18 protein-coding genes are annotated in these 24,983 nt (G+C 36.8%); 8 read left to right on the top strand and 10 right to left on the bottom strand.

Annotated elements, in window-relative coordinates; all coding sequences use genetic code 11:
• Nucleotides 1-100: 100 nt before the first annotated feature.
• Nucleotides 101-1,627, bottom strand: coding sequence for an NYN domain-containing protein (locus FHR29_RS19860; RefSeq protein ID WP_183916787.1), 1,527 nt, complete (start codon nt 1,625-1,627; stop codon nt 101-103).
• 356 nt (nt 1,628-1,983) lie between these two features.
• Here FHR29_RS19860 and FHR29_RS19855 point away from each other — a divergent pair, with 356 nt between their 5' ends.
• Entirely contained in the window at nt 1,984-2,967 is a 984-nt protein-coding gene (locus FHR29_RS19855; protein WP_132770750.1) for a lipoate--protein ligase, read from the top strand.
• 277 nt (nt 2,968-3,244) lie between these two features.
• A complete protein-coding gene (locus tag FHR29_RS19850; RefSeq protein ID WP_168127197.1) occupies nt 3,245-4,369 on the top strand; it encodes a peptidoglycan bridge formation glycyltransferase FemA/FemB family protein in 1,125 nt (374 codons plus the stop codon).
• Nucleotides 4,370-4,447: 78 nt separating this feature from the next.
• Here FHR29_RS19850 and FHR29_RS19845 read toward each other — a convergent pair whose 3' ends face one another.
• Entirely contained in the window at nt 4,448-5,848 is a 1,401-nt protein-coding gene (locus tag FHR29_RS19845; RefSeq protein WP_221197899.1) for a family 10 glycosylhydrolase, read from the bottom strand.
• Nucleotides 5,849-6,331: 483 nt separating this feature from the next.
• Here FHR29_RS19845 and FHR29_RS26685 point away from each other — a divergent pair, with 483 nt between their 5' ends.
• Together FHR29_RS26685 and FHR29_RS19840 are read left to right on the top strand one after the other, a co-directional pair.
• Nucleotides 6,332-6,463: a hypothetical protein gene (locus FHR29_RS26685; RefSeq protein ID WP_260292297.1), complete on the top strand. Its 132-nt coding sequence runs from the start codon at nt 6,332-6,334 to the stop codon at nt 6,461-6,463.
• A 32-nt stretch (nt 6,464-6,495) separates the two neighbouring features.
• On the top strand, nt 6,496-8,517 hold the full coding sequence (locus FHR29_RS19840; protein ID WP_183916785.1) for a recombinase: 2,022 nt from the start codon (nt 6,496-6,498) through the stop codon (nt 8,515-8,517).
• Nucleotides 8,518-8,537: 20 nt separating this feature from the next.
• On the opposite strand, the gene FHR29_RS19835 is transcribed toward FHR29_RS19840, so the two are convergent.
• The 4 genes from FHR29_RS19835 to FHR29_RS19820 all read right to left on the bottom strand — a co-directional run bounded on the left by FHR29_RS19835 (nt 8,538) and on the right by FHR29_RS19820 (nt 12,998).
• Complete coding sequence (locus tag FHR29_RS19835) at nt 8,538-9,620, bottom strand: WG repeat-containing protein (RefSeq protein WP_183916783.1); 1,083 nt, start codon at nt 9,618-9,620, stop codon at nt 8,538-8,540.
• A gap of 58 nt (nt 9,621-9,678) precedes the next feature.
• On the bottom strand, nt 9,679-10,893 hold the full coding sequence (locus FHR29_RS19830) for a PLP-dependent aspartate aminotransferase family protein (RefSeq protein WP_183916781.1): 1,215 nt from the start codon (nt 10,891-10,893) through the stop codon (nt 9,679-9,681).
• Between the two features lie 41 nt (nt 10,894-10,934).
• Nucleotides 10,935-11,303 carry a DUF488 domain-containing protein gene (locus FHR29_RS19825; protein ID WP_168127201.1) on the bottom strand — a complete coding sequence of 123 codons (369 nt, stop codon included), beginning with the start codon at nt 11,301-11,303 and terminating at the stop codon, nt 10,935-10,937.
• A gap of 480 nt (nt 11,304-11,783) precedes the next feature.
• Nucleotides 11,784-12,998, bottom strand: a complete 1,215-nt coding sequence (locus FHR29_RS19820; RefSeq protein WP_183916779.1) for a DUF763 domain-containing protein — start codon at nt 12,996-12,998, stop codon at nt 11,784-11,786.
• 163 nt (nt 12,999-13,161) lie between these two features.
• Between FHR29_RS19820 and FHR29_RS26475 the strand changes: the two genes are divergently transcribed.
• The 4 genes from FHR29_RS26475 to FHR29_RS19805 all read left to right on the top strand — a co-directional run bounded on the left by FHR29_RS26475 (nt 13,162) and on the right by FHR29_RS19805 (nt 16,382).
• Complete coding sequence (locus tag FHR29_RS26475; RefSeq protein ID WP_221197898.1) at nt 13,162-13,674, top strand: DUF5009 domain-containing protein; 513 nt, start codon at nt 13,162-13,164, stop codon at nt 13,672-13,674.
• Entirely contained in the window at nt 13,616-14,278 is a 663-nt protein-coding gene (locus FHR29_RS26470) for a hypothetical protein (RefSeq protein ID WP_221197897.1), read from the top strand. Before FHR29_RS26475 ends, FHR29_RS26470 begins: the two co-directional genes overlap by 59 nt.
• Before the next feature lie 158 nt (nt 14,279-14,436).
• On the top strand, nt 14,437-15,915 hold the full coding sequence (locus FHR29_RS19810) for an ATP-binding protein (RefSeq protein WP_183916777.1): 1,479 nt from the start codon (nt 14,437-14,439) through the stop codon (nt 15,913-15,915).
• Nucleotides 15,916-16,016: 101 nt separating this feature from the next.
• Nucleotides 16,017-16,382 (top strand): response regulator, encoded by a 366-nt coding sequence (locus FHR29_RS19805; protein WP_168127205.1) that lies wholly within the window; start codon nt 16,017-16,019, stop codon nt 16,380-16,382.
• A 118-nt stretch (nt 16,383-16,500) separates the two neighbouring features.
• On the opposite strand, the gene FHR29_RS19800 is transcribed toward FHR29_RS19805, so the two are convergent.
• The 4 genes from FHR29_RS19800 to FHR29_RS19785 form a co-directional block, all read right to left on the bottom strand.
• Nucleotides 16,501-18,981: a phosphocholine-specific phospholipase C gene (locus tag FHR29_RS19800; protein WP_183916775.1), complete on the bottom strand. Its 2,481-nt coding sequence runs from the start codon at nt 18,979-18,981 to the stop codon at nt 16,501-16,503.
• 128 nt (nt 18,982-19,109) lie between these two features.
• A complete protein-coding gene (locus FHR29_RS19795) occupies nt 19,110-20,660 on the bottom strand; it encodes a SusD/RagB family nutrient-binding outer membrane lipoprotein (RefSeq protein ID WP_183916773.1) in 1,551 nt (516 codons plus the stop codon).
• The gene (locus tag FHR29_RS19790) at nt 20,660-24,007 is read right to left on the bottom strand and encodes a SusC/RagA family TonB-linked outer membrane protein (protein WP_183916771.1); all 3,348 of its coding nucleotides are present in this window, start codon (nt 24,005-24,007) and stop codon (nt 20,660-20,662) included. The genes FHR29_RS19795 and FHR29_RS19790 overlap by 1 nt, the downstream gene beginning before the upstream one ends.
• Before the next feature lies 1 nt (nt 24,008).
• The gene (locus FHR29_RS19785) at nt 24,009-24,968 is read right to left on the bottom strand and encodes a FecR family protein (RefSeq protein WP_183916769.1); all 960 of its coding nucleotides are present in this window, start codon (nt 24,966-24,968) and stop codon (nt 24,009-24,011) included.
• Nucleotides 24,969-24,983: the final 15 nt, after the last annotated feature.

Raw genomic sequence — 24,983 nt, 5'->3', positions numbered from 1 at the left:
CTAAATTATGAATAAAAGTTATTTCAAATGTTGTGCCAAAAGATAAACTAGTTATTATTAATTGTGTTACATTAACAATATTACATGATTTACAGTAATTTTAGTTACTTTCTTTAATCACTTTCTCTAATTGATAAGAGTTTTCGCCTAGTTTTGTAACTTTAATGGATATTCCCGCTTCAAGTTCCAACTCTTGTGCGGCAGCAGTTCCCAGACTGAGCACATGTGAACGATCCCTTCTATATGAAAAGGAACACTCATATTCATTATCAATAAGAATTCGGATTTTTTTTGTCTTATTTGGGAACAACTGTTTTAGATCCTTCGTTATCCTAATCTGATTTTTAGTAACATCTTCTGCAGTGATCTGATTTCCTTTCGAGGGAAGGATTGCCGTTTCTAAATTTATTGTTGTATTTTTTACTGTTGAAGGTGTTCCATCAGTTGTTTGAGTAGCTTCTGATGCATTATTGTCTGCATTACCTTGATTAGTTACAGTAATTTCAGCTTTTTCAGTGTGAGCTTGCGCTTTCCCTTGTTTCTGATTATTGGTCGCACTTTTGGATTTCGCAGAACTTGATTTTGTATTTTCTTGTTTTTGATTTCCGGAGATATTTTCTGCTTGATCAGGGGGATTCTGTGTATTCACAGTCTTTCCTTGATGACTAGATACACTTTCTGTTTTGGTGGAATTCGGTGTATTTACCACTTTATTTTGCCCCGGATTGTTTTGCTTTCCTTGATTATGTCCTTTATGTCCTGTTTGCGCGGAACTGGAGTGAGACTGTGTCGTTTTTAATTGATTAGGAGTAGGATGTTCCGCTTTCGGGACGGCAGAAGTAGCCGGTGTGACTTTATTAATGATATTTCTAATGTAGTAATTCTTTATTCTTGATTTTTCAGTATTCCGTTCTTCAATCTCAAAATCTTCTTTATAAGCCTTGAAAAGATGCGATATTTTTTCATATCCATAATTACGGGCATCAAAATCAGGTTTTCTTTTATTAAATAAACTACCAATTTCCCCTAAAAATGCCCATCCGCTTTCATCAGCCGTATCATCTACAGTGTCTTTTAATAGTTCGAGCGTCTCTTCATCCAATGCTGATATTTTATTCCGTTCAATTGGTGATGGCGTCGGACTGGTATTATTGTTTTTCTTTTTTACCGCCTTTTTTGAAACTTCTTTCTCAAGAATTTCCACATAAATAAACTTATCACATGAAGATATGAACGGTTTTGGTGTTTTTCTTTCTCCTATGCCAATGACAAGTTTTCCTGATTCACGTAGCCTAGTTGCTAAACGTGTGAAATCACTGTCACTTGAAACAATGCAAAATCCATCTACCCGATCCGAGTGTAGGATATCCATGGCATCTATGATTAAAGCCGAATCAGTCGAGTTTTTGCCCTGTGTATAACTGTATTGCTGAATAGGTGTTATAGCATGAGTCAAAAGACTGTCTTTCCAGTTTTCAACATAAGGACTAGTCCAGTCTCCATAAATACGCTTGATAGTAGGGATCCCATATCGTTTTACTTCATTCAATATCTCTTCTATCTTTTTATAGGAGATATTATCAGCATCAATTAAGATCGCTATTTTTTTTTCTGTTTCTTCTGGCATCCCTTATTTCTTTAATATGCACGATCTATTATTTTGCAATAAAATTCTAATCATTTATTTCTCTAATGTAATCTGAACGAAGTATAGTTGATAAAAAAAGCAGCGTAATACACTTCGTGGAAAAGTATTTAACGTTATTTTAATAGCTCTTCTCTTGTAAATATAATGGTTTCATTTAATATTTTTCTTAATCCATGTTCCGCTTTTTTCAATTATTGAAGCTATTTCATTGTTAGAGATTAAAACTGTTTATTTATGAAGGTATTATTGACCAGACTTGATCCTGTATAAAGCACCGAAGGCCCGGCATCGTCTTTCTGTCAAAAACTTATTATTTTTGTTAAAATTTCAATCTTATGTTGATTATCGATTCACCTTCTAATAATGCTTATTTTAATATAGCATCGGAAGAATACTTATTATATAAATACCCAAAAGAAGCTATTTTCCTTCTGTATATTAATGCACCTTCAATTATCATAGGCAAATTTCAAAATACATTAGCTGAAATTAACTTGGATTATGTTCAAGCTCAAGGAATAAAGGTCGTTCGAAGGATGTCAGGGGGAGGAGCGGTTTATCATGATCTTGGAAATCTGAATTTTTCTTTTCACATCTTGTTGGGCGAAAATGATTTTATGGATTTCTCGACATTTACTCAGCCCGTCGTATCGTTGTTAAATAGTATGAACATACCTGCAAAATTGGAGGGGAGAAATGATCTGTTGATTGAAGGGAAGAAATTTAGTGGAAATGCCAAACTTGCAAAAAATGGAAAAATGATCCAACATGGTACGTTATTGATTAGTTCACAGATGGAGGTACTGGGCGATGCGCTAAAAGTTAATCCTTTGAAGTTTATAGATAAAGCTGTCAAGTCCAATCGTGCACGTGTAATTAATCTGAATGAGTACTTACCACAAGATATGACAGTCTCAGCTTTCAAGCAATTGTTGATTGAGGAGATGAGGAAGAATAATCCTGAAGCTAAGATTTATAAACTAACGGATGAAGATATTCTGGGGATCGAAAAATTGGTAGCAGAAAAGTACAGTACCTGGGAATGGAATTTTGGCTTTTCTCCAAATTACAATTTTAAGAAAGCGATAAAGATACCTGCTGGATTTATTGAAATACATTTAGATGTCCATAAAGGGTATATTGAAAAGGCGAAGATATTTGGAGATTTTTTTGCATCAAAACCAATTGAGGAGCTGGAGAATATATTGATTGGACAAAAACATGAGGCTGTCCACCTTGCACAATTACTGGAAAAGCATGATGTAACGGCTTACTTCGGTAAAGTTAATATTGCAGAATTAATGGAATTGTTCAAATAACTGTGGGTTATTTCAGTAGTACTCTTCGTTGGTTATTGAATTTTTAAGCCAATTTGAAGAGTGCTCATAATTTTTAAGTCTTACTTTACCCTTTTTCTTATTTGAAGTCAGCAAGAAGATCTCGCATCTTTGATAATTATGCTTCATTTTAACAAGTCCCTGACAAATGGACTTGCCGTCTTTAATCTTTATGGTTATGTTTGTCGTTTTGGGCATTGAAATTTGAAAACGGAAGTTTCAAATTTCAATGCCCATTGATTTAATATTAAAAAACGTCATGATTGCCGAAATAGAAGACAAAGAAATTAAACAGATTTATCAAACATCAATCATTCAGCAAACGGCCTATTGGTCTGAAGTAAAAAGGTTACAGGGTGTAACTTCAAAAGCATTTAATTTTAAAACTAAAATAGCAGATCTTTATGTCGATTCCGAAGACAGTGCCTATTTTATAGGAGATCTATTGATTTTGATTCAGGCTATCGATCAGGAGCACAGTATTGCCTACGTTCCCTATGGACCAGAGATCGAACCATCGGTTGAAAATCAAGGCTATTTCTTGGAGCAATTGTCCGAGAGTTTAAGATCTTGTTTACCTAAAAACTGCATTATGATTCGTTATGATTTATCTTGGGAATCACATTGGGCAAAAGACGATGACTGTTATGATATCAATGGCAACTGGTTAGGAGTTCCGGATAAAAAAATTCAGGAAATCCGTTTTAATTTTAATACCAATAATTGGAACTTAAGAAAAGCCAATACCGATATTTTACCTTCAAATACCATTTTTATGGATTTGAGAAAAGATGAAGATAGCTTATTAGGTGCAATGAAGGCCAAAACGCGTTATAATGTCCATTTAGCAAAGCGAAAAGGAGTCAACATTCGCTCTCTTGGTATGGATAGTTTAGCGATTTGGTATGACCTGTATAAACAGACTGCAGTGCGGAATAATTTCTTTTTACATGATATCAGCTATTTTAGAATTGTACTTTCTGCTCGTGCTAATGATACCCTTTCACCGGCAGATGTTCATTTATTAGTTGCTGAGGTCGAGGGCAAACCGTTAGCAGCCATGTTTTTAGTCGTGTCAGCAAATAGGGGGACATATCTTTACGGAGCATCAGCCACAGAAAATAGAAATTATATGGCAACCTATGCATTGCAATGGCGTGCTATGCAAATCGCAAAAGAAAAAGGCTGTACTGAATATGATTTTTTTGGAGTTGCTCCACAGGCAGATGAGTCACATCCGATGTATGGATTGTACCGATTTAAAACGGGGTTTGGTGGTGAAATCTTTCATCGTATGGGCTGTTGGGATTATCCACTGGATAATGAGAAATATAAATATTATACTTCTATGGAATTCAAGAACCAGAGTTACCACTTGAGTTAAATTAAAAAGGGTTGATCATCGCTATGATCAACCCTTTTCGATATTGAAATATGTTCCGATTTCTTGGATGAGTAAATTTTACACGGTTTCCTTTACTGCATCTACATTCCAGCCTGATAGGATACCTCCATAAAAATAAAAAGTGACGTGGAATTTTTTATTACTGATTTTATCAGACACCAAATAACGTTCTGTAACATCATAGGAAGCTACTTTTTTGAAACTTGATAATTTTACCGCAGGAAGGCTGGTTGCAGTTTCTGAACCAGATACCATCTTTTGGATTTTAGCTGTGATCGAATTCATAATACCTTCTTTTTTGAAAGGATCTTTTTCAACCTTATTCGTCCCAACAAGAGGCATTATTCCATTGTTAGCTGCTTTTTTTGCTTTTGCCTGTGTAGTATAATTTTTAAATTTTTCTTTGACTTTAGGATCACGGATGCTGTTTACCGTAAAAATTGCGATTCCCTGTGCACCATGATTTAAAGCTTCGTCCATCTCTGTAAACATAGCATCGCTATTACTAGCCATCAGCCCACAATATAAGCTGGTCATTTTATTTTTATCTCTTGCATTTTCAATTGTACAGTCTCTGACGAAACTAGCATCTTCCGTGTAGAAATTACTATATACCATTGGGAATACCATATCCAGATTCCACTTTCCCCAATCTTGTCTTACCATACGGGATGCCATTTTAGGGGTTGGAAATGGCGATGCTGCCATAATTTTTCCACTAGCATGTACAACGTCTGCGATCATATTAGCCACATCTGTAATCTGATCACAACGGAATTGTCTCCATTTAAGATCACTGGAAGGATCTTTTTGTGTTCTAGGATCATAGCCATATTGATCCTTAAATTTTTGGACTGCGACGGGATGATAACCATAATCCCAGGCCGCATATTCGCGATCTTGAACAATATTATATTTTGGCCAAAGTGTAGTTGGGAGCACAACATCTACATAGCGGTGATAATCGATCGATATACCATCTAAGCCCTCTACAGCACAGTATGATTCGATTTTCTTTTTAATATAGTCTTTGACTTCAGGTAAGACTGGAGATAAAAATTTATAATAACCGACGTATGCTGTTGTATCTGCTAGGCTTTTTCCGTTACGGTTTACACTGAACCATTCCGGATGTTCTTTTAATATCTTCTCGCGATCATGTTCTAGATTCATGGTCCATAACCAAGCCACAACTTTAATCCCATACTTATGTGCTATCGGGATAGCAACTCTGTAATCGTCGGGTGATGGTGCATTGAGCATCACTCCGTCAATACCTAGATATTGCATTTCACGGCATAAGGAATCAAAATTGCTTGTAGGTCTGTAATCCAACCAAGTCCAGAACATAGGCTGACCATCCTTTTCGGCCGCTTTGGTTTCAGAAGCGGTAAATAGAAATAGCCCAAAGAAAAAAAGAATGTAAAAACGCATGCGTGACAAATGAAGGTGATTCATAATTTATAGCTTTATTGAAACACGGTTTTGGTTATGTTTCGATTTATACTGTTTAAGCTGCAATATAAATATTTTTCATCAAATTGGACTAAATGGTTATAGCTTTTGATTCGTTTTAATCATTAATTAGACAAAGTGATTTTTATTGTTTGATCTAGCAAAAATTAAGGATAGCGTTAAATTTCTAAAAGAAAACGTTACATGGTGTACTAAAAAACGCCTGAAGCGGGGAACTCCAGGCGTTTTAACTAACCAATTATTAACCTAAATTATGAATACATACTAAACGCATTTAGTATGCCGATTAATATAATTGATCATGAATTTTAACAGATTTTAACTATTTTCCTCACAATTTGATCATTTGTGTCGTATATTTAAGCAATAAGGTCAGTTGAGAGAACTCTTAATATGATGATGAGGAACATATCAGTTCTCTGTACGCAATGATAAAGTGGCATTATCATTGAAGAAATGTAAAAAATGAAAAGTATACGAATTATTACGATGACTTTAGGTTTTACCATTTTAGAAATTTCCAATAGTACAAGAGAAATTTTTAACAGCCATATGCCTGCTGTATTTTATAATGTAAATAGCATCATCATACTCTAATTTTATTATTACGCAATTTCAAGCTGTTCTACATGAGAGAAAAAGTAAATGCCAGTCAAGAGATAAAACAACTTTTTGAGAGATTCGAGGCTCAACTTAGTGATCCAGCCTACATCGAGCTGGACTTTTTGGCTGCATTAATAGATATCTTTAGACCAAAGCGACGATCGTTATATTACCAGGTCGATATTGCGCCATTATTGATTTATTTAGAAGCTTCACCTGATGTCAGGTTCAGTTTTTCTTCTTATGTGCGTCGAGTTATTGATCATAAAGATTTTGATCAATTAATTTCAGATACCGGAATTATCAGTTATGCCGATTTTAGGTATGAGATCAAAAAGAGAATAACGGAGAAATACCTTCCTTCACAACCTCCCAAATCAACATTGCAATATGTGTTAAATCAGATTTTCTATCATTCGCAAGATGCAGATTGGGTTGCCGTCATTCCCAATGATCAGTTGCAACGACTCTATCTGATATGTGATTTCAATTCATTATACGAGAGCGATGTCAACTTCGAAATCAAGGAGATTCTCTATGGTCTTGAAGTATTGGTTCAACGTATTACAGGTAGGGCAATGGAAACAGATGTCAACAAGATGGTTCCTGAATTTCAAAATTTTGATAGTCCATTTATTGCCATCATGCGTGAGTTTAGCGAACTTAACGATCGTTTTTTAGCGGGTAACTTGCATTTTATGACCTCCGATGATCTTGCTTATAAACAAATCCTGGTTTTGCATAAGCAATGTGAAAATTATATTGATACCGCCTTTGCAAACTCTCATCGTTTTGGCATCTCAATTAAGGTCAATCAATCTTTATTAAGGATCCGGCAACAATTGGAAAGAATTAAAGCCATCATTTCTTTTTTGGTTATTGATAAAGAGCAGGAAAAGGTTGATAAAAGTATTGCTTTTGCTCAGACGTTGATCGGTTACAACTGCCGTAAGAGTAATATTCGCAAACTTGTTGGACAGAGTACACAATTATTGGCTTACGAAATCACGCACCATACCGCACAGACCGGAGAGCATTATATTACCTCCAGCAAGAAAGAATATTGGAATATGTTTCGCTCGGCCTGTGGTGGCGGCATCATTGTAGGCGTTATGTGTATCCTGAAATTGTTTTTAGGTAAAGTAGAGACAAGCGAATTTGGACATGCTTTACTTTATAGTATAAATTATGCGATCGGATTTACAGCTATTTATCTATTTGGAGCAACCTTAGCGACAAAGCAACCCGCAATGACTGCGTCTGCTTTAGTTGCTGCAATTGAGAATGGGTCATCAGCACAAGATGAGACCAGACACAGATACTGGAATTTTGCGGTATTTTTTGCAAGATTGTTCCGTTCACAATTCATTGCATTTGTAGGTAATGTGATAATGGCTTTTCCCGTAAGTCTTGTTTTAATTTGGGGTATACAGGAACTTTTCCATTATAATGCGGCAGCAGGGAAATGGATGACCTTGGTCAATGATCTTAATCCGACCGAAACTCCTATGATCTTGCATGCTTGTATAGCAGGTGTTTTTTTGTTTTTGTCAGGAATTATTGCCGGTAGTATCTCTAACCGTGATAAACACAATTCAGTGTATTATCGAATCGAGGAACAACCGGTGTTAAAGAAAGTATTCGGTAAGGAGAAAACTGCAAAAGTTGCCCGTTTTTATGAAAAGAAATGGGCAGGGATCGTTTCTAATATCTGGTTCGGGGTTTTTATGGGAACAACAGCTTCAGTCGGTATGTTTTTAGGTCTTAATTTAGATATTAGGCATATTACTTTTGCGAGCGGAAATTTAGCTTTAGGATTATTTGGGAATAACATGTCGCTGACTACTGATATGTGGATCTGGGGTATTTTAGGTATAGGGCTTATTGGTTTTTTTAATTTTGCTGTTAGTTTTTCATTATCGTTGACGCTCGCATTTCGATCCCGTAATTTATCCTTTGGAGAATTGATTAAAATGGCAAAAGCAGTCTGGATTTATTTTAAAATTAGTCCGAGGTCATTTTTCTTTCCACCTCACGATAAATCGTAATATAGGTCTGCATATGTAAGCTATTTTAACTGACCTTTTCTGATGGTGACACATAAAAGTTGATACCCTTCATCTGTTCTTAAGAATTCAAGATGATCCTGAACCATATCCTTTTTGTTCTTATGGGAAATAATGATAGACATGGTCGGATATTGCCAATCTTTTGATTCACCACAATTATTAAAATATTTCTGAAATTCTGGGGTATCGAACATAAAGGGATTTAAGCCATCTGCCGAAATGAAATAATCCGTATCTAAATTTGTAATTTCCATCAATTTATTTTTAATAAGATCAAAATTATGTTCGATAAACACGATTTTATCCGATGTTTCCCAAGCAATGGACGTTTCCCAAGTAACTTTTGGATAAGTTGCCGTTAATAGTTTTGACTTTGTTAAATCAACCAGTAAGTCTGTCTTTAACCAATTTTCAAATTCTTTCTGAAAATTAATAAAGGAATAATGTAAACCGTCATTTCCGACAAAAGAAATTCGAGCGGGATCATCTAAAAGCTCTTTTGTTTTTTGAAGAGAGAAAAAATTTAGAGTTGGTTGGTATTTAAAATCTGCAATTATAACGTTATTACTTGTATCTAAAAGTACTTCTTCACCACCAACCCAAGTTATTAAGCTGTCTATTCCGACGCGTTTTTTTGTAGCTCCTTTTAAAGCAACCAGAAGACCATTATGAACGCGGGTCAAGCCACTGTACATGGCGGGAATGACGATATCGCCATTCCGGTTGAAAAGACCTGTTAAATAAGTTTGTGGATCTCTAAATCGGATAAATCCCTCACTTTCACAATCGGCGCCATTGTCGATGATATGTAGGCTATCGTGACCAATTTTACGGCCTGATTTTGTTAGATAGAATGAATTCCATTGACCATTATTTTTTTCAGTAGCAGCTAAGATATCATCAAAACGATTTGCTCTTGTGACACCTTCAAATTTAGGTTTGATTTTCACATGGCTAAGTCCATCTTTAAAACCAATAAGAGTACTGTCTTGATTGTAAAATGCATACCATGGGTCGCTTTGTTGCGCAAACAGATTACAGTATGTAAATACTAAAAACAAAGACAGTGTGAAATATCTCATAGGACTAAAAATAAAAATCTAATAAAAAGGTTCTGATGTAAATTCTGATCTGCTCAGTTTATTGCAAAGCTTGTTCGAGGTCTGCAATTAAATCTTCGATGGACTCCAGACCAACACTGATGCGGATAAGACCATCCGTGATACCGGTTTTCAGTCTGATTTCCCGAGGAATACCAGCGTGCGACATTGAGGCCGGATGCGAGACCAAAGTATCTACAGTGCCGATTGAAACAGCTCGTGTACATATCTGTAGCTTATTGACAAAATCAATTGATTTTTCATATCCACCTTTTAGCTCAATACTCATGACAGATCCCGCATGTCGCATCTGCTTCTTGCTAATTTCAAAATCTGGGTGGCTCGGTAGACCGTTATAATGTACGTTAGCAATCTCCGGATGATTATTCAGAAAATAGGCTACATCCATGGCATTTCGGCAATGCTGTTCCATTCTTAATGGTAACGTTTTTATTCCCTGCAAAACTAAAAATGCATCAAATGGATTACTGTTTACACCCAGTAATTTATGTGTCTGGTGCACGTAAGTCTGCATAGCATTTAGATCACGGCCAATCAGGACACCACCGATTGCACTACCGTGTCCATTTAAAAACTTTGTAGTGGAATGAAAAATAAAATCCACCTGATATTTAAATGGCTGTTGTAAATAAGGCGTTGCAAAAGTGTTGTCTACAGAAACTAGCTTCTGATATTTTTTTGAAATCTGAACAACACGTTCAATATTGATGCATTGCATCGTTGGATTAGCGGGGGACTCAAAATGAACAAGCTTAATTTCGGGATTTGCTTTCAAAAGTGCTTCCAGTTCAGTAACATCTGTCATATCCGAAAAATAGGTTTTGATCCCAAATTTAGGAAGCATTTTCGTGATAAATTCATGAGTGCCACCATAAAGAGAAGGCGTAGCCAATAGTGCATCTCCGGCATTTAAGCAAGAAATAAATAAGGTAGCCATCGCCGCCTGTCCACTTGAGGTTAACAGCGCCCTGGCGCGCATTGGCGTTCCGTCTTCATTTAAGATCTTCCAAGTTTCAAGATCGGCTATAGCTTGAGCTGTGGCATCAGTAGTTGGGTTTCCAAACCTGGAGTAAATATAACCAGAATCTTCACCGGAGAATCTTCGCATACCCTGTTCGGCACTGTCAAAAGTAAAAGTGGAACTGGCATATATGGGTGCTAAATGAGAATGGTGACCATCAGTATGCAATTGATGTATGGCAAGTGTTCCAAAATCGATGCTTTTGTTATTCATTGGGTGTAGGTTTTAGGTTTATGATGAGTTTATTATTAAAATTACTTTCGGGAATTGTAGCAAAATATCAGATATTCCTGCAATACAAGCGCATGCGTGTGCTCTTTATCCTTAGCAGCATAAAGTAATGTTATGATGGGATGTTCTTCCCATTTATCCAGATAAGAAATTAACTGTTCATTGTTTAGGAGTTCGTTTTTGTACTGGATTTTAAAGATTTCCCATCGTTCCGGAACATGAGCATAGGCGAGCCGGGTTGCTGTAGAAGGTGCAATCTCAGTAGCCCATTCGTCAATATGAGCTTTTTCTTTAGTAAGACCTCTTGGCCATAGTCTATCCACCAAAACTCGATAACCGTCATGACTATCGGTTTCTTCATAGATACGTTTAATACTTATATCTGGTCGCATAGTTTAAATTTAGTGATAAATCCTGATAGCAAATCTATTTATGCATAATTAATATAAGTACAAACCGCTTATTCATTTCATTGGTAAAGGAATCAATATGGAAAAGGACATCGACTATTAATAGATTGTAGTCGATGTCACACTTTATGAAGCATGTTAAACAGTAATTTGTATACCTATTTCAGTAATTGTGGTAAGTCGCAAACGATTATACATGCGATATTTGTTTTAGACCGAATATCATGACATGATCGTATTGAAATTTACCTTGAACACGGTGGTAAAATGATATAAAATGATGTGAAGGAGCAGAAGTAGAAAATGACACGTAATTAGTTGTTATTACTTTGGTCAATTTATGTTTAGTTAGCTCCGAAACCCCATTTCGGAGCTTTTTATTTCCATCTTTATTGATAGGAAATCTGATTCGCTTTTAGCGAGAATGGATGAAGCTTGTTGGAAATTAAGTGCAGTATCAGTTTAAAAAAGAGATAGTTGAATGCCTTGTTTATTTGGGTCGGGTTTCTGGGCTTTTCCCATGACAGTTCTACCTTCATATTTCCAGGAATCTCGTCGTTCCTGCTCAATGATTTCTTGAATATCAAACTGAGGGTTGAAATTCGCCTCAGCCTGAAGAACAATCTGATGCAGTTTATTGATCGTACGTAATTTATCAGACTGTCCCAATTTTGATTTTTCTATTCCTTTTCTTAAAACAGCAATGCTATTGTCATATATTGTTATTGGCACGGGAAAAGGGTGGCCATCTTTACCACCATGTGCAAATGAAAAACGGGCCGGATCTTGAAAACGGGCCGGACCACCGTGTATAACCTCACTGACCAAAGCTAGGGACTGCATGGTGCGGGGGCCTACACCTTTTAAAAGCAACAGTTCTTCAAAATTGTCGGTCTGTAGTTCACGAGTTACATATAATAAGGCGCCAAGCCTTTTAAGATCAACATCAGAAGATTGGATATCGTGTCTTTTAGGCATGATCAAATGTGCAAATTCTTGTATTGTTTTTGCAGGATCTGTTTTTGCAATGGCGAGAATTCCCTGTCTATTGGAAGAAGCGCCCGAAGCTGTTAGGTTTAATATTCGCCCCTGTGATATACCGTTAATACCGGTATGCGGTTCATCGATGAAAGATTTTAATTGTTCCGAATGCCAGTGGTAACGCCTAGCAGTCCCATCATGATCATGCATTCCCTGTTGGACAACTGTCCAATTTCCTTTATCGGACACAATGAAATTGTGCAGGTACAATTGGTATCCATCTTGTATTGCGGTGTTGTCCACTTTTGCAGTCAATTTGCTCGCACGCACTAATTCCTGTCCTGCTAGACCAGCATGATCGGCTACCCGCAATAGCTCCATTGGGGTTTCTTTGGATAACTTACCTTTTCCGCCACAAATGTATAGACCTAAAGATGTGGAATTTGGATTGATGGCTCGTTTTAAAGCACCCATTACCGATGTGGTGATACCGGAAGAATGCCAGTCCATACCGAGTACAGCGCCAAAACTTTGAAACCAAAATGGATCGGACAAACGACGAAGTACTTCATCTTTACCATATTCCGTTAAAATTGCCTCTACTATAGAAAGTCCCAAAGCCGACATACGTTCATAAAGCCAAGCAGGTACTTTTCCATAGTGAAGCGGTAAATCGGCTGTCCCGGAACGTTTCATGTTGTTTTTGCTAATATTATTAGTGTAAATGTAGTAAATAAAAATTACAGTTCATTTTTTTATATCTTGATTTACCAGGTAAAATGGCTATAGCAACAGTTGTTTATTCGTCTTCATTGTATATATTCGCTTAGAAAACAACACGCCTAAACTAAACTTAATTATGCAAGACCAAAAATCACAGCGACTGGAGTCACTGGATATTCTACGGGGATTTGACTTATTTTTATTGGTTGCTTTACAACCTGTGCTAGTCGCGATCGGTCAGGTATGGGACAATTCTTATTATCATGCCTTTTTGTATCAATTTGATCATGAAGTTTGGGAAGGTTTCCGATTATGGGATCTGATTATGCCTTTGTTTTTATTTATGACCGGTGTTACTATTCCTTTTTCTCTTGACAGTAAGATCGGGCAACCTGTTGGACCGATATATAGGCATATTTTTAGACGTTTTGCTACCCTTTGGTTCCTAGGGATGATTATACAGGGAAATCTACTGAGTTTTGATTGGCATTACTTCAAACTTTATTCCAATACATTGCAGGCCATAGCTGTGGGATATTTATTCACTTCATTAGCTTACTTTAATTTGCCGATACGAAAAGTTAATTACTTTGAGTGTCTGTTTATTGGTTGTATATGCTATCCCATTTGTACTGGACGGGAATTATAGCCCGCAAGAAAACTTTGCAATTCGTGTGGATAAAAAAATATTAGGTTCCTGGATGGATGGAGTGTACTGGGATCAGGGCATTTGGGATTTTTCAGACACCTATGATTACTCTTGGATATGGAGCAGTTTGACCTTTACAGTTACCGTGATGATGGGCTGTTTTGCAGGTAAAATCATTAAAGAAAATGCACGTATTAATCCCAATAGAGTTTTTCGTGATTTGATCGCTATCGGTTTTATATGTTTATTGGCAGGAGTATTATTGCATTTTCAAATGCCTATTATTAAACGTATCTGGACCAGTAGTATGACCTTGTTTTCAGGTGGAATCTGCTTTATTCTGATGGCTATATTTTATTATGTGATTGATGTTAAAAAGGTGGTTAAGCCCTTTAGATGGTTAAAAATATATGGCATGAATTCTATTGTTGCTTATTTTATTGGTGAATTTGTTAACTTCAGATCAGTAGTTCATTCTTTGACATTTGGTTTAGAGAACCAGTGGGCGGAACTTGCTCCAATCATATTAACTGCCGGAAATTTTTATATCGTATTTCTGATTTTATACCTGTTCTATAAAAATAAGTATTTCGTGAAGATTTAAAATGTGATTTATATCTTTTTCGCTAACCTAGTAGATGGCAACTATTTGGATTGATTTTTGATTTTACTATCGTGGAGACTTATTATAAACTTACGGCACACAAACAGTTTATTTAATACCCAAAATAAAAAACAGTCAAATAGTAGAAGAACTAAATTATGATTTTAATTGTTGATGATAAACCAGAGAATATCTATTCCTTGCAGCAACTGTTAGAGTCTAGAGGTTTTAGTGTAGATACCGCTTTTTCAGGAGACGAAGCATTGAGAAAGACGTTTAAGAATCGATATGCGCTTATCATTCTTGATGTAAAGATGCCCGATATGGATGGATTTGAAGTGGCTGATCACTTGGCAAAGTATAGCAAAACCAAAGATATTCCGATTATATTTTTATCAGCAGCTAATCGTGACAAGAGATTTATAGAACAGGGATATAAATCTGGCGGTATTGACTATGTGACCAAACCAGTTGATATGGATATATTACTGCTCAAAGTAAAAAATTTTTATCGACTATACGAACAGACTTTGGTTCTTAATGCCGTGCAAGAAGATTTAAAGGCCGAAATTGAACGCCGTAAAAAAGCCCAATATTCGTTAGTCGCCAAAGCCAATCATTTACGTTTGATATTAGAAGCTCTTCCACAGATCGCATTTACTGTAACACCGGATGGGAGGATTGATTTTGTTAATCGTAACTGGTTTACTTTTTCTAGGACGCAAAATGATTTTCCAGAATGTCATCCAAATGATCCAGCTATTCTGGTAACTTTAAGATCACACATTCAAAAAGGAACTGCTCTGGAAATGGAGGTTCGAATAAAACCTTTAGATGCACAACTTTACCGTTATCATCTTTTAAGAATTGTACCTATTGAAGAGGATCAATTCATTACCCATTGGGTTGGTACTTTTACAGATATTGATGATCAAAAACAGCTTTCACAAAAGAAAGATGAATTTTTAAGTATTGCGTCGCATGAGTTAAAAACACCACTTACAAGCATGCGTGGTTATGTGCAACTTCTGAATCGTTCTTTAAAAGACGAGCCACATTCAAAAGCATATAAATATATGAACCGGGTTGAAGGACAATTAAATAAACTAAGTACTTTGGTTGCAGACCTGCTCGATATTTCAAAAATTGATAATGGTAAATTATACGTCGATCACCAATTTTTTGATTTAGATGCTGTGATTGATACAGTGGTCGATACGATGCATCAGACTCAGGAAAAGAGAATATTAAATATTGAACGCACAGGTGAAAAATTGGAAATCCCGATTTTTGGAGACGAGATGCGTATAGAACAAGTTTTGATCAATTTTATGAGCAATGCAATTAAGTATGGACCAGATTCTGACCATATTATAATTCATACGGAAAAGGATGATAAGGAAGTGAAAGTCAGTGTGCAAGATTTTGGTATTGGTGTTCCGCTTCAAAATCAAGCGCCAATATTTGATAAATTTTATAGGGTAGAGGAGACTTCGGTACGCTTTCAGGGATTGGGATTGGGTTTGTATATCTGTGCCGAAATTATCCGTCAACATGAGGGACAATATGGTATGACGAGTAAAGCAGGTGAAGGTACCACATTTTATTTTACACTTCCTTTAAGAGTAGTACACTAAAATTACCCGAGCTTCCAAAAATGTGAAAAACCTCAGTATCACCCTTGATGAAAATGAACATACTACAAAAAAATTAGCACGAACAGTTTAAAGATAGAGCCATGGATAATAGAAAGAAGATTTTAATATTTGAAGATGATGTTTCCATTTTAGAAATTGTGACCATTATTTTAGAAGATGCGGGATATCAAATTGCCATATCTGAGACCTCTCACGATATTATTGAGAAGGTTGCTGAACTGACACCCGATTTGATTTTGATGGACAATTGGATTCCGGATATTGGAGGGAAAGAAGCAACAAAACTATTGAAACAACATCCTTTATTTCAACATATACCCGTTATTTACGTTACAGCAAATAGTGATATCGCGTCTCTTGCAGCAGATGCAGGTGCAGATGATTATCTTGCTAAGCCATTTGATTTAGAGGATCTTGAAAATATTGTTGCTAAATATCTGGAGTAGCATTTGAATTACTTAGAAACCTTTTATAAAATCACTTTTTGAGAAAGGGCAAAGATCAATAATCCAATAATATTCGTTCAGATTACAGTGACGACTATTATTGGATTATAGTAATGAACTAACTTAATTGCGGATCTGTTTTTGAATGTTTTCCAGTTTCCACACGGCCTGCAAAATGGCGTTCGAAAGCTGTATTGACTACATGTAAACTGAGATCATACCAGCCAGATTGTTGGTGTGTGTCAATTTTCCAAGTGATCGATCTTCCTGCAGGTAATGATACTTTTTTATGCCAGTTGCTATATGCATTATCTTTTGCTTCAATAAGTAAGGCTTCTTTTCCTTCATTTATTAAAGTAATCAATAGGTTACCTGTTGCCTGCTTTCCTTTATCCAATTCATAAGAAGACTGTACCTCTAGCGCTTCATCTTTACCTTTAAATCCGCGCATAAATCCATTCGGCCCATAGGCTGTTAAAGTATAGGTATGGTCTTTAAAGTCCAATAAATTCCAGCTGAAATCTAGAGATTCTCCAGCAAGAACAGCAAAAGGCCAAAACTTCACGCAACCTTTATAAGTTGAGCCTGCGTATACATTGTATGGACTGCTTAGCGCCATTTTTCCAAAAATGGAATTCCCTGCTTCTAGTTTTAAATTAATTTTGTTCTCTTTTTTATCAATTTTTTCATGCACATATAGTTCGTAAGCGAGTGCATTAGATGGTCGTTGTCCTTTTTCTTGCTTCGCTAATAACGAATTGCTTTTTTTATGAAGTTTCAATTGCGCAATATCTACTTCAGACCATTGATGATATTTATTAGGCAGTGGTAATTTTTTAGCTTCATCAATAGCACGAATTTGCGCATTACGATCCAAGAAAGGAAGTTTTTTAGCATTGCCTGAAACAGCAGTGCGAAAGACAGATGTCAGATCTCCAGTAATTGCTCTTCTCCATGAACTAATATTATCTTCATGGATATTTTTACCATATTTTTTATTTACGAATTGCTCAATAAATTGAATAGTAGACGTAATATCAAAAACTTCGGAATTGACCCACCCACCTTTAGACCAAGGGGAAGCTATAACTAAAGGAACACGGTACCCTAGTCCGACAGGTCCTTCGGTGGCATTTTCCTTATCAACACCTGCGTCCAATTCCTGTTGCAGACTGACATACTCGCCAGAAATATCCAGTCCAGGCGATACTTTTCCAGAAGTAGGATCGGCAGGATTCGGTGCTACAAAAGGGGGAACGTGGTCAAAATAACCATCATTTTCATCATAATTTAAGATGAAAATTGTTTTACGCCAGACATCAGGATTTTCAGTTAATATGTTTAAAATTTCTGAAGTAAACCATGCACCATACATGGGGGCACTAGGATGATCTGAAAAATATTCTGGGGCGACCAACCAAGAGACAGTCGGTAGGTTTCCCAATTTTACATCTTGTCTAAATTGATGTAATACGTCACCTTTAGGAACCCGAATGTCTGTACCTTGTTCATTTACGGTAATGGCTTCGCGATAATTCGGGTCGTTTTCATTTGTTTGGAAGGCACGACGGAAAAGGGCTTGTTCTGATGGTGATAGCTTGTTGAAGGCTTCCGGTGTTAATGACTCAAGCTTTTTCTCAAAACTTAGCAGCTGTTCTTTCTTTTGCTTCAGTTTATTCTGTTCTTTTTGTACACTTGTTGCTTGACCGTCCTGAAGCAGTTTCTCTATACCAGCGATTTCAGCAGGAAGCTCTGCTACGCGTTTCTTTAGAAATGCTAAATGACTTTCCTTAAATTCTATATGATATTGTGAAAACCACTCCAGATTATTATCCGTGTAATTGCCCAATAACCCATCGTCTTGTAGGCCAGATTGTATGCTTACTTCATTTTGGTACACCTTCCAAGATACAGCCGCCGCTTCAAGTTTCTCTGGAAATGTTTTCCAGCTCGCCCAGCGGTTAAAATAAATATCCGAATTGCGTACTAATGGTTTTTCTCCTTTACCCGGTACACAGGTACCTGTCCAAAAAAAGTGTCGGTTTGTTGTCGTACCGGTTATTGAAGAACAGAAGTTTTGATCGCAGATTGTGAAAGCATCAGCAAATGCATAGTAAAATGGATTATCTTCCCGTGTATAATAACCCATTGTTAAAGGTATATCTCTAAAATCTTTATAGTCAGAGCGTTTTGCGTCGATCCAATTATCGTGTTTTCCCTGGTTGCGTGCAGCAGATTGATTCTCCCAGGAGTGTGGTAGATAGCTCGTCCAGGCCGCCTTAGATCTTTTAATATCCAACCGGAAAGGAGAGAACGTTTTCCCATCTTTTCCAGATTGTAACCATACTGGATTTCCATTCGGTAATTGTATCGCTCTAGGGTCTCCATAACCACGTACACCAGACAGCGTACCAAAACTATGGTCAAATGAACGATTTTCCTGCATAAGCATGACAATGTGCTCCGCATCTAAAAAACTAGATCCGGCAAGAGGCTCGATTGCCATCGCTTTCTGTATGGCGTCGGGCAATCCCCATTCTAAACCCATCGCTCCAGCTAAAAGGGAGGCTTTCTTTAAAAAATCTCTTCTATTGTCCATTTCGTGTTTTATTGTCTTAATTAGGTTTAAAAGTAAAAAGAATTTGTAAGTATGTTATGTAACGATTAGGTTTCAAAAAAAACTGTGGAAGATTTTTTTCTCCCACAGTTTCATCATTTGCTAACGGTTTATTTCAAGATCCATATTAGGTTATTGATGTCATCAACACCATTAAATTGTCTTTTCAATGCTTCGTCCAGATTTGCACTGTTATTTTGAAACTCTACACTTGGGTAACGCCAGCGTACCGGAATTTTAGTCGGAGCGTCTGCATTTAAACTAGAGGCAGGATTGATTTTCCATTTTGGATAACCTGTACGTCTGTAATCGTAGTACGGCGTGATGCGTGCCTGTAAGAAACTGGCTAAATACTTTTGATTAATAATAGCCTCGATTTGTTTTTCTGCATTTGCAGGAAATGTTGCCCCATATTGCGCTGTTGTATTTGCTATGTAAGTGGCATCCATAGGCATATCGTGTGTATATTGACTTGTAGCCGGTGTATTGCTAGCAATGAAACTCATGGAGGCCTCAATTCCTTTTTTATACCAGTCAACAGCTGATTCTTTTACCCAGCCCCGGGATGCGGCTTCGGCAATTACGAAGCAGAGATGTGCATAACTGTACTGTTGTGTTGGTTCTCCTGTTACCAGCTCTGTATAGCGATCATTGAGTTTTGAAAAATCTTTAGATTTTGCAATTCCGCTCAGATTTTCAAAAGGTAAAGAAGGATCAACTCCAGTATAGGCATCAAAGTTATTTGGCTTTAAACCCTTTTCAAGTTGGGCTGCTGCAGGATTTGCATAGAAAAATAATCTTCTATCTTTTAATGCTTTCAATGGGCTGATGATTTCATCAGATACCATCGGATAAATGACAAAGTTATTTCCTACCTTATAAAAAGGATATACCTGACCACTTTTATCCGATCGCATTAATTGAAAGTTATCTGAATTTGAAGTGAAAATAGGTTTTCCAGCTAGAACATTTGCAAATCGTTCTTTAACTTTTAAATCAGTATCATCAGCTTTCTTACTTAACTGAATCAATACATTCAACTGAAAGCTATTGACAAGTTTACGCCATTTAGCCACATCACCGGCATATAAGGGATCTCCTTCAAATTTTGTTCCGGCAGCAAATAATTGATCTGCTTGATCCAGTTCTTTCAGGATACCTAAGAATACATCTTTTTGACTATCGTATTTTGGAAAATACACTTTCTCCGATTCACCTTGAAGAGCTTCACTATAAGGGATATCTCCAAGACTCATCGTTAGATCATAGAATTTGATGGCACGCGCAAAATGCATTAAGCCGTCATAAGAGCTTTTAAGTGCTTCACTGGTTGCAAATTTACCCATAAAGTGAGCGTCATTGATAGACGTTAAGCTCATATCCATGGTTCCCAATCCATTATATTGATAGCCTTCAACAAGTTCAGTCCATACAATCTGTTTTGTTAAAAGATAGGGTTGCATAAAACTCTTCTGACTGGACTGATTACTGATGTTTAGAATAATCCGTGTTGCCAACATCGAAGATTTTACCTTTTCAGGTGTTTCCGGATTGGTATTTATTTCGTCAAATTTAGAACAGCTTGAAAGACTAACAAGAGCTAAAGTAGCCATTGTTATCCATGTACTTTTTATTTTCATGATGGTATAATTGGTCTGCATTAAAAAGTCAGGTTAATATTAAATCCGATGTAGCGTAAAGAAGGCGAGCTTAAATCTTCCGATCCTACATCTGGATCAGCATATTTATATTCTTTGGTCCACAGAAATAAATTCTGTCCCGTGATACCTATACTCGCTTTTTTAGCTTTCATTTTGCTTGCAAATGCTGTTGGAACAGCGTAGCTCAATGAAAGTTCGCGCAATTTGATAAAAGTTTCATCCCAATAATTGCGACGGCCAGAATATGCAGATTTCCAGTAGGATTCGTACGATACTACTTTGTCATTCGGTGCAAATACGCGTGTATCTTCTACAGCTTGACCGTACTTATCATAGGTCACACTTCCCGATACGATTTTTACACCTGGAGCAATATATGTTTTATTACCATTGACCACTTCTTCATAACGGTATTCATTATCCGAGTCGGGGTGGGCACCTGTTTGCCATAGACGGGCGTTTGTACCGGAATAGGACATCCCTTTGATACGTCCATCGATACTCAAAGATAGTTGGAAGTCCTTATAGCGAAATTGATTTGATAAACCCCAGAACCATTTTGGAGCTGTATAGCCAATCAGTTGACCGGCATATTTTCCAGATATTGGCATTCCTGAACTATTATGTACAATTTCCCCGTTCGGTGACCTTTCCCAGTCTGAAGAGACAATGTAATCCGTTCTTAACCCTTTTTTTACATACAGCGCATCAGCAGAATATTGTGGATCCAGCTTATGGAAGTAATTCATGTTTTGAGATAGGTTTCCAATAATATCCCATTGAAAATCGGTGTTTTTTATTGGTGTTCCACCTACGGTGATTTCATGTCCTTTCGTCATGATCTCTTCTTTTGTATTGATCAGGCGGCGTTCAAATCCGGTCATGTTAGAGATAGAAGCATTAAGCATCTTGTTATGCTCGAGACGGTAGTAACGGGTATAGTTACCAAAAACTCTATTTTTTAAAACGGCAAAATCGAAACCAAACTCATATGAATCATTTTGAGTAGGTGATATGGCGTAATCCTTTATTGAATTTGGATAAGAAGCTGTTGGATAGCCATCCCATACGTTATTACTGATTGAAAATGCTTGTCTTACATCATAAGGATTAGGTGTTTTTTTGGTAACTACCCATGCGCCCCTTACTTTAAATTGATCTAACCACGATAGTTTAAAATCAATGAGATCAGTTAGTGATGCACTTGCGGAAAGTGAAGGGTAGAAATAGGAGCGGTTTTCTTCCGGTAAAGTCGATGACCAGTCATTACGGCCAGTAGCTTCTATAAAAAGAGCATTTCTCCAAGAAAGTGCTAATCGTCCATATAGCGCATTGGTCATTAATTCCGAACGACTCTGAACGGTACTGATCGGGTCAATGGAATTCCGTAAAGAATAATAACCTGGTATCGATAGGCCATTAACGGTAGATGAATTACTCGTTTTATCTAATTTGTAATAAACCGATCCACCGGCCATTCCGTCCAATCCAAAGTCACCCCAAGTTTTCTTTGCTGTAAAGATGATATCCGAATTAGAACTGAATCCATTATACTGTGCATTCTGGAATTTTCCTTTATTATGAAATCCACCAAAGCCTTCAAATCCTCCACGGGTACCATAAATACCCATCGGGTTTTGTTGCGTTCTTTCTTTACCATAATAATCATAGCCCGAACGCACAATCACTTTACCCCAGTCATTAACTTTATAATTTAAGGTAACTGCTGCGTTAATTTTGTTGATCAGCTCCGGTGTTGTTTTTTCATAAGCAGTCAAATAAGGATTGTCATACCAGCCTTTGTACATCCAATTTTGAGATTGGTCTTTTACCAGCCAATAATCTTGATAATCTCGTAAATCATATTCTGCTCCAGTCCAAACTAAGATATTATAGATGTAACCTTGATTATTGTATCCCGATCCAAAATTACTGCTGGACGAATTGCGGTTGTAGCCAAGATTTGTTTCTAGATCGACTTTATTGCTTAATTTGGTTGTTCCCGTTACCGATATATTGGTTAAGTTCAACTGTTGATTTGGGTATTGCCCTTTGTTGTATATGTGACTTATGGATGTACGGACACTTCCGTTTTCACCCTGATTTGTAAAGCTCAGTGAGTTATTCGAAATAAAGGACGGAACTAGAAAGTTTCTGAAATTATCTTTCCCACGAGAGGTGAGAGGCTGATCCTCCATTTGTTTGGTCATCGGATTCCATTGTGAATAGATTTTGCCAATATCCATTTTATCGCCCCAGACATAATCGTTATTGTTGAATTTTCCACCCTCTCCAGACGAATAAGAATGCTGTACCTCAGGGAGCTTAAGAAAACCAGAGAAGAACATATTATTGCTATTTACATTAATTTCAGCACCTTGTTCTTTCAATCCTTTTTTTGTGGTGATCATGATTGCACCTCCAGAGCCTCTTTCTCCATAAAGAGCCGCGGCTGCGGCACCTTTAAGAACATTCATATCAGCGATATTATCAGTTGGAATATCGCGCAGTGTCATATTTTCATAAAGTACACCGTCGATAACCAAAATCGGATTTAAACCGCGTACCTGAATAGCAGGTGTAGTATTAAATTCAGTACTGTTTAATACACGGACACCTGAAATTCTTCCGGTTAGTGTTGTTCCGATATCAACCCCTTTTACTTTTGATAATTCTTCCCCACCAATATTTTGCGTGGCATAACCCAATGATTTTTTATCCCTTTTGATTCCGAGTGCTGTAACTACCACTTCCTGTAATTCTGAAGACGTTTTTTGCAATCTGATCAATGAAATCTGTGATAATGGTATTTCTACAGTACCGTATCCAATATAAGAAATCTGAACAACAGCATTAGGATCAGTTACTTTTAAACTAAAAGCACCTGTATTATCGGTACTAGTTGCATGTGTTGTTCCTAAAATGCGGATCGTTACTCCGGTTAGTGGTAAACCAGTTTCCTGGTCGATGACCTTACCTTTTGTGTCACTTTGCTGTGTACTAGCTGTGATTAGATTGTTTTGTACACCTTTCAAAGCACCATTCTTCGTGATCACATACATCTTGTCGTCAATTTTGTTGACCGATAACTCCCCGTTAGAAATCGTCTGGATGAAAGTCGCGATGTTGCTTTTGTTTACTTTGCTTAAATCTGAATTTTCGCGTACCTGTTGATTGGAAATAGAAGCATCATACCCAAATTTGATGTTGAGTTTCTTTTCCACTCTGGTGATCACAGACCCAATCCCTTCCTCTTGCATCGCGTGGGACGCCATTACCTGTAAGGCAAGTGCTTGAAGAAGGATCCCTGTTCCCATAATTTTAAAATAGTAATTGGTTTTTTTCATATTACTGATGTTTATAAATAATTGTCGTATTAAAAGCTCGATTTAAGATCTCAAGTGATTTATCCAGGTCATTGGAAGGTAAGTAGCCCGTGAAAATTTCCGCTTCAAATTTCTCATTAAGTCGTAGACGCTGCTCAGGATAAAGACTGTTTAAATCCGAAAATATTTTCTGTATCGGTTCCCGGTCAAAGGCAAGTAGATTATTTATCCAGTTGGAAGATTCAACAGTGTCAGTAGGAGAGACCTCAAAAGATTGTTTTGTTTTATCAAACGCAGCTTTTTGACCCGGTAGAATAATTACTTGTTTTAGACCATTTTTTACCTGTACTTTTCCATGGTTTAGAACTAGTAGATTTTTGTGAGGGGTGTTGATCAGGTTGAAAGCTGTTCCGAGTACTCTCACATCAAAAGCACCCGAATTTTCTACGACAAATGCTTTTTTAGGATTTTTTGAAATTTCAAAGAAAGCTTCTCCGATCAATTGTACACGTCTTATGGTATCTTTTGTAAAATCAGACAGCACGAGCAATTTAGCTCCTTGCTTTAAGGAGATTGTACTTCCATCATTTAATTTGATTTGCTTAACAAATTTGGTGGTGTTTTCGAAGTTAGATTCAGGTTTGTTATGGTTCGGACTAATTATTCCAGTATTATTCAAGTAGAATAGGATAGAAAACCCAGTTATTATGAGTGCGGCCGCAGCCCTTAGAAAAACTTTTCTCTTCCAGATCGGTTTAACAGCAGGATATAATTTTTCACCTGTTATTGACGTAAAAATTTCATCCGATTTATGATCGTTTAAAACAATATTTCTGTTCTCGCTGTTTAAAACGTCTTCAAAGTTTGGGAGATCTTGTTCATCACAGTCCTGCAAAATCGTCAAGATTAATGCACGATCTCTATCCGAGGTCTCGGGAGATAGAAATTTTTTATATAAAAGGGTTAGTTCTTCTTTACGCATCTTTTCGTATTGTTA

This window comes from Sphingobacterium sp. JUb56 (genome assembly GCF_014191365.1).
Classification (GTDB): domain Bacteria; phylum Bacteroidota; class Bacteroidia; order Sphingobacteriales; family Sphingobacteriaceae; genus Sphingobacterium; species Sphingobacterium anhuiense.
Note: the sequence above shows the minus strand (reverse complement) of the source record. Positions and strands in the feature narration are given on the sequence as shown.